Raw genomic sequence first — 6309 nt, 5'->3', positions numbered from 1 at the left:
TGGCTGGCCGCTGGCGCCGCCGGCCGCGCAAAGCAGCGCTGCCAGCAGGCCGGGCCAGGGCCGGATCATGCGGAAGGGCCGCTGGCGCGGTCGACCACGTCGCGCTTCTCGTAGGCGTTGACGATGCGCGCCACCAGCGGATGCCGGACCACGTCGCGCGCCTCGAAGAAGGTGAAGCTGACTCCGTCCACCTCGTGCAGCACCTCGACGGCATCGCGCAGGCCGGACTTGACGTGCTTGGGCAGGTCGATCTGGGTCAGGTCGCCGGTGACCACCGCGGTGCTGCCGAAGCCGAGCCGGGTCAGGAACATCTTCATCTGCTCGATGGTGGTGTTCTGCGCCTCGTCCAGGATCACGTAGGCGTCGTTGAGGGTGCGTCCGCGCATGTACGCCAGCGGCGCGATCTCGATGACGTTCTTCTCCAGCAGCTTGACCACCTTCTCCACGCCCAGCATCTCGTACAGCGCGTCGTACAGCGGGCGCAGGTAGGGGTCGACCTTCTGGGTGAGGTCGCCGGGCAGGAAGCCCAGCTTCTCGCCGGCCTCCACCGCCGGGCGCACCAGGATCAGGCGCTGCACCCGCGATTCGTTCAGCGCTTCCACCGCGCTGGCCACGGCCAGGAAGGTCTTGCCGGTGCCGGCCGGGCCGATGCCGAAGTTGATGTCGTGGGTGGCGATCTGGTGCAGGTACTTGGCCTGGTTGGCGCCGCGGCCGCGCACCGTGCCGCGCCTGACCTTGATCGCCACGTCCTGCGGCTGGTACGCGCGCTGCGTCACCTGGTCGACGTTGGACTGGTTGAGCCGCAGGTGGATTTCCTGGTCGTCGAAGGCGACGTGGTCGGCCTCGACGTACAGCGCCTGCAGCAGCCGCTCGGCCGCCGCCACCGCCTGCTCCGGCCCGGTCACCCGGTACACGTTGCCGCGGTTGGAGATCTCCACGCCCAGGCGCAGTTCGATCTGTCGCAGGTGCGCATCGAACGGGCCGGCCAGGTTGGCCAGGCGCTCGGTGTCGGCGGGATCCAGGGTGAAGTCGCGTTGCGCGGGGGTGGTCATGGCGGGCGCGCGCCGCCGGCGGCGACGTCGAAAAAAAGAGGGCCGCAAAGGGTAGCGCGCGGCGCGTAGCCGGGCCAGTGAAGGGCGCGCGGCGGCGACGTCGGCGTCGGCCCGCCGGTGCGGTCGAGGTACGCCTTCCGGATCTGCAGGCGCACGTGCCCCGCCACCGCCCCGACCTGCGCGTCGCGGCGATGGCAACGTTGTCCACAATGCATGTGGATCGATTGTCCAAAAGCCTGTGGACAACCCAGCGAAGGCCTTGCCACGCAAGGCGCCGCCCTGTGGTGGCGAAAAAATCGCACCCGTGCGGCCGGCGATGCATCCGTGGCAACGGCGTTCGTCTTTTCCGGGATCGGTTATGACGTGCCTTGGCGGCGATCACCATCGCCAGCGCCGTCTAAACGCCGCGCGTCGCGCGCCTGCATCCAGGCGTCCGCAATCGCGCGTGCACCGGAGGGGTCGTCCAGCACCAGGATCAGGTGCCCGTGGTGGTCGCTGTACTGCACGGCGATGTTGATGCCGGCGGCGCCGAGCATGCCGGTCAGCAGGCCGAGCTGTCCCGGCGTGTCCTGGTCCAGGCGCAGGCTCACCACCGGGTGTTCGGCGGCCACGTGGAAACCGTGCGCGCGCAAGGTCTCGCTTGCCGGTGCGGCGGCATCGAACAGGAAGTGCGCGATCGCGCGCCCGTCCACGCGCCACACGCCGCCGCCTTCGATGCTGATGCCGGCCGCGCCGAGTGCCTGGGCCATGGCGGACAGGGCGCCGGGGCGGTCTTCGAGGTGGATTTCGACGTCCTTCATCGTGCGGCCTCCGGCGGCTCGCCCGGGCGCACGATCGTCGCCTCGCAACGCACCGGCATGGCGCAGCTGTTGGCGATGAAGCACTGCGCGTGGGCCTGTGCGTGCAAGGCCTGTGCGCGGTGCGCGTCGCTGTCCGCCGCGATGGTCACGCGCGGCGCCAGCGCCACCTCGCGAAAGCGTCCGCCGTGGCCGGGGCGCATCTCCAGCCAGCCCTGGGCCTGGTCCTCGTAGGCCAGCACCTGGATGCCGCCATGCGCGCACAGGGCCAGGTAGGTGAGCATGTGGCAGGCGGCGAGAGCGCCGACGAACAGATCTTCCGGATTGTGCAGCGCCGGGTCGCCGAGGAAGAGCGGGTCGGCGCTGCCTGGCAGTGCCGCCTTGCCGGGAATCTGCAGCGTGTAGTCGCGGCCATAGTGGCTGTAGTCGGCGGTGCCGTTGCCGCGGTTGCCGGTCCAGCGCAACTGCGAAGCGTAGTGGTGCAGCGTGTCGGTCATGCGTCTGCCTCGTGTGGGGAGCAGGCAAGGTAGGCGCCAGCGTGGCGGCATGCTTCGTCTAGAATCGAAGCATGAGCGAAGACACCCTGCTTGCACGTGCCGCCTTTCTGCTCGGCGACCCGGCGCGCAGTCGCATGCTGGCGGCGTTGATGAGCGGACAGGCGCGCACTGCCAGCGAACTGGCGCTGGACGGCGCGGTGGCGCCGTCGACTGCGAGCCGGCACTTGTCGCAACTGGTCGACGCCGGCTTGCTCGCGGTGGCCCGCCAAGGGCGACACCGCTATTTCCGTCTGGCCGGCGCAGACGTCGCCGCGGCGGTCGAGGCGATGATGGGACTGGCGCCGCCGCCGATGACGCGGCGGGTGGGCCCGGCGGATCCCGCCTTGCGCCGGGCGCGGGTGTGCTACGATCACCTCGCTGGCGAACTGGCGATCCGCTGGCGTCAGCAGATGGAAGCGCGTGGGCACCTGCTGTGCAGCGACGGCATGGTCCTGAGCGCATCCGGTGCCGCCTGGTGCGCGGCGATCGGCATCGATGTGGCGGCGCTGCGTGCGTCGCGGCGGCCGCTGTGCCGGCCGTGCCTGGACTGGAGCGAGCGCCGCGACCATGTCGCCGGTGCGCTGGGCAGCGCCGTGCTCCGGTATCTCCTCGACACCGGCCTGGCCCGGCGCGTGCCGGATTCGCGGGTGGTGCAGATCGGCCCGCGCGGCGAGCGCTTCCTCAGCGCGCTTGACTAGCGCGCGCCCGGCGCCGCTCAGGCCGCGGCGTCGTCCTCGGCCAGGTGCAGGCGGCCGCGCAGCGAATTGCTCAGCGCCTCGGTGATCGTCACCTCGACGAACTGGCCGATCAGGCGCGGATGGCCGGGGAAGTTCACCGAGCGCATGTTCTCGGTCTTGCCGGTCAGCTCGGCCGGGTTCTTCTTCGACGGCCCTTCCACCAGCACGGTCTGCACGCTGCCGATCATGCTCTGCGAGATCTGCTGCGCATGCGCGTTGATGTGCGCCTGCAGCCGCGCCAGCCGCGCATGCTTGACCGCCTCGGGCGTGTCGTCTTCCAGGTCGGCGGCGGGCGTGCCCGGGCGCCGCGAATAGATGAAGGAGAAGCTCTGGTCGAAGCCCACGTCCTCGATCAGCTTCATGGTCTTGTCGAAGTCGGCGTCGCTCTCGCCGGGAAAACCGACGATGAAGTCCGAGCTGATCGAGATGTCCGGACGCACCGCGCGCAGCTTGCGGATCTTCTGCTTGAACTCCAGCGCGGTGTAGCCGCGCTTCATCGCGCTGAGGATGCGGTCGCTGCCGGCCTGCACCGGCAGGTGCAGGTAGTTGGCCAGCTGCGGCACGTCGCGGTAGGCCTCCACCAGCGAGTCGCTGAATTCCAGCGGATGCGAGGTGGTGAAGCGGATGCGGCCGATCCCCTCGATCTGCGCGATGCTGCGGATCAGCAGGCCCAGGTCGGCATGCTGCGTCTCCTCGCCGGCCTCGGCGTCGGCGTAGGGGCCGCGGTAGGCGTTGACGTTCTGGCCGAGCAGGTTGATCTCGCGCACGCCTTGCGCGGCCAGTTGCGCGACTTCCACCAGCACGTCCTCGAACGGGCGGCTGATCTCCTCGCCGCGGGTGTAGGGCACCACGCAGAACGAGCAGTATTTGGAGCAGCCTTCCATGATCGACACGAAGGCCGATGGGCCTTCGGCACGCGGTTCCGGCAGGCGGTCGAACTTCTCGACCTCGGGGAAGCTGATGTCCACCTGCGACTTGCCCGATTCGCGCCGCGCGCGGATCAGCTCCGGCAGCCGGTGCAGGGTCTGCGGACCGAACACCAAGTCCACGTAGGGCGCGCGCTTGACGATGGCTTCGCCTTCCTGCGAGGCGACGCAGCCGCCGACGCCGATGATCACCGGCTTGCCGCCGGCCTTCAGCGCCTTCCAGCGGCCGAGCTGGCTGAACACCTTTTCCTGCGCCTTCTCGCGGATCGAGCAGGTGTTGACCAGGACCACGTCCGCTTCTTCGGGGTTGTCGGTCAGCTCCAGGCCTTCGGACGCGGCGAGTACGTCGGCCATCTTGGCCGAGTCGTACTCGTTCATCTGGCAACCGTGGGTCTTGATGTACAGCTTGCCGCGCACCGGCGCGGGTGCGGCGGCGGTGCCGGCGGAGGGCAGGGGATGCAGGACGGTCCCGGGCATGGCGCTTAATCCAGGCGGGTGGAAAGGAAGCCGGCTAGTTTACCCGTGCCGGCGCGCGGGCGCAGGTCCAAGCGTGGCCGACAAAACGACTGCGCAGCCGCCAGGCGGGCGCGGACGGTGCTCGGAATCCTCATGTACCACTCGTACACTGCGGTTCCTCCGCGCCGTCCGCACCCACCTGGCGACTGCTCGCTACGTTTCGTTCGCCACTCTTAAGTCCACGTCTTCAAGGATTGGGGAGATCTTGTTCATGCGAACCATGCTGCTTCGAGCTGCAGTGTTGTCGTGCGCGCTGGGTGGTGCCGGGTACGCCCAGGCCCAGGTGGTCATCAGCCAGGTCTATGGCGGTGGCGGCAACAGCGGCGCCACCTACAAAAGCGATTTCGTCGAATTGCACAACAACGGCAGCGAGGCGGTGAGCCTGGCCGGCTGGTCGGTGCAGTACGCCTCGGCCGCCGGCAGCAGCTGGCAGGTCACCACGCTCAGCGGCAGCATCGCGCCGGGCGGCTACTACCTGGTCAAGCAGGCCGACGGCAGCGGCGGCAGCACCGCGCTGCCCACGCCCGACGCCACCGGCACCATCGCCATGAGCGGCAGCGCCGGCAAGATCGCGCTGAGCAAGAGCAGCGCCGCGCTGAGCGGCGCCTGCCCGGCCGGCAACGCCGACTTCGTCGGCTACGGCAGCAGCGCCAGCTGCGCCGAGGGCAGCGCCCCGACCGCCGCGCCCAGCAACACCCTGGCGGTGCTGCGCGGCAACGGCGGCTGCACCGACAGCGACAACAACAACGCCGACTTCGCCACCGGCGCGCCGACCCCGCGCAACAGCGCCGCGCCGGTCAGCCTGTGCGGCGGCGGCAACCAGCCGGTGGCCAGCGTGGCCAACGTCAGCCGCGCCGAAGGCGACAGCGGCAGCAGCGCATTCGTGTTCACGGTGACGCTGAGCCAGCCGGCCGGTAGCGCCGGTGTGACTTTCACCGTCGCCACCCGCGACGGCACCGCCACTGCCGGCAGCGACTACCAGGCACTGGCCGCGACCCAGGTGACCATCCCGGCCGGCGAAAGCAGCGCCGAGGTGCGCGTGCTGGTCAACGGCGACACCAGCAACGAACCCGACGAGACCTTCTACCTCGACATCACCGGCGTCAGCGGTGCGCTGCCGTCCACGCTGACCGCCAGCGGGGTGATCCTCAACGACGACTTCAACCTGGTGCCGATCCACAGCATCCAGGGCAGCGGCGCGCGCTCGCCGCTGGTCGGCCAGGTGGTCGCCACCAGCGGCATCGTCACCGCGCGGCGCAGCGCCGGCTTCTTCCTGCAGACGCCCGACGCCCAGGCCGACGCCGACCCGCTCACCTCCGAGGGCATCTACGTCTACACCGGCAGTGCGCCGCCGGCCGAGGCCGCGGTGGGCAATTCGGTGCGGGTGCAGGCCACGGTGGTCGAATACGTGCCCAGCACCGACCCCAGCCAGCCGCCGCTGACCGAACTGACCTCGCCGACGGTGCTGCTGCAGTCCACCGGCAATCCGCTGCCGGCCGCGGTCGAGCTGACCACCCGTTTCCCCGACCCGAACGGCGCCTACGACCAGCTCGAGCGCCTGGAAGGCATGCGCGTCACCGTGCCCAGCCTGACCGTCAACACGCCGACCCTGGGCAACGTCAACGAGACCAACGCCAGCGCCACCAGCAATGGCGTGTTCCATGCCGTGGTCACCGGCCTGCCGCGCGCCTGGCGCACCGCCGGCGTGCAGCAGCCCGACGCGCTGCCGGCCGGCTCGCCGGCCG

The 6309-nt window shown here is 70.1% G+C and carries 6 protein-coding genes and 1 other RNA gene; 3 read left to right on the top strand and 4 right to left on the bottom strand.

The window, feature by feature from the left end; genetic code table 11:
• Window positions 1-65: 65 nt before the first annotated feature.
• The 3 genes from D180_RS00565 to D180_RS00555 form a co-directional block, all read right to left on the bottom strand.
• The gene (locus tag D180_RS00565; RefSeq protein WP_017911254.1) at window positions 66-1052 is read right to left on the bottom strand and encodes a PhoH family protein; all 987 of its coding nucleotides are present in this window, start codon (window positions 1050-1052) and stop codon (window positions 66-68) included.
• 356 nt (window positions 1053-1408) lie between these two features.
• Entirely contained in the window at window positions 1409-1852 is a 444-nt protein-coding gene (locus tag D180_RS00560) for an ACT domain-containing protein (RefSeq protein WP_017911253.1), read from the bottom strand.
• Window positions 1849-2346 (bottom strand): OsmC family protein, encoded by a 498-nt coding sequence (locus tag D180_RS00555; protein WP_017911252.1) that lies wholly within the window; start codon window positions 2344-2346, stop codon window positions 1849-1851. The genes D180_RS00560 and D180_RS00555 overlap by 4 nt, the downstream gene beginning before the upstream one ends.
• 71 nt (window positions 2347-2417) lie before the next feature.
• Here D180_RS00555 and D180_RS00550 point away from each other — a divergent pair, with 71 nt between their 5' ends.
• Window positions 2418-3083, top strand: coding sequence for a winged helix-turn-helix domain-containing protein (locus D180_RS00550; protein WP_017911251.1), 666 nt, complete (start codon window positions 2418-2420; stop codon window positions 3081-3083).
• Window positions 3084-3100: 17 nt separating this feature from the next.
• On the opposite strand, the gene miaB is transcribed toward D180_RS00550, so the two are convergent.
• Complete coding sequence (gene miaB, locus D180_RS00545) at window positions 3101-4525, bottom strand: tRNA (N6-isopentenyl adenosine(37)-C2)-methylthiotransferase MiaB (protein ID WP_017911250.1); 1425 nt, start codon at window positions 4523-4525, stop codon at window positions 3101-3103.
• A gap of 132 nt (window positions 4526-4657) precedes the next feature.
• Here miaB and D180_RS22595 point away from each other — a divergent pair.
• Together D180_RS22595 and D180_RS00540 are read left to right on the top strand one after the other, a co-directional pair.
• Window positions 4658-4733: non-coding RNA, sX9 sRNA (locus tag D180_RS22595), on the top strand.
• Window positions 4734-4775: 42 nt separating this feature from the next.
• On the top strand, window positions 4776-6309 hold a 1534-nt coding region (locus D180_RS00540; RefSeq protein WP_043090239.1), incomplete at its 3' end, for a lamin tail domain-containing protein.

Origin of the sequence: Xanthomonas sp. SHU 166 (assembly GCF_000364685.1) — a bacterium.
GTDB lineage: Bacteria > Pseudomonadota > Gammaproteobacteria > Xanthomonadales > Xanthomonadaceae > Xanthomonas_A > Xanthomonas_A sontii.
Note: the sequence above shows the minus strand (reverse complement) of the source record. Positions and strands in the feature narration are given on the sequence as shown.

Excerpts from the sequence above, each read along its gene's own strand:
- D180_RS00565 (WP_017911254.1), bottom strand. The coding sequence starts at position 1,052 with ATGACCACCCCCGCGCAACGCGACTTCACCCTGGATCCCGCCGACACC.
- D180_RS00560 (WP_017911253.1), bottom strand. The coding sequence starts at position 1,852 with ATGAAGGACGTCGAAATCCACCTCGAAGACCGCCCCGGCGCCCTGTCC.
- D180_RS00555 (WP_017911252.1), bottom strand. The coding sequence starts at position 2,346 with ATGACCGACACGCTGCACCACTACGCTTCGCAGTTGCGCTGGACCGGC.
- D180_RS00550 (WP_017911251.1), top strand. The coding sequence starts at position 2,418 with ATGAGCGAAGACACCCTGCTTGCACGTGCCGCCTTTCTGCTCGGCGAC.
- miaB (WP_017911250.1), bottom strand. The coding sequence starts at position 4,525 with ATGCCCGGGACCGTCCTGCATCCCCTGCCCTCCGCCGGCACCGCCGCC.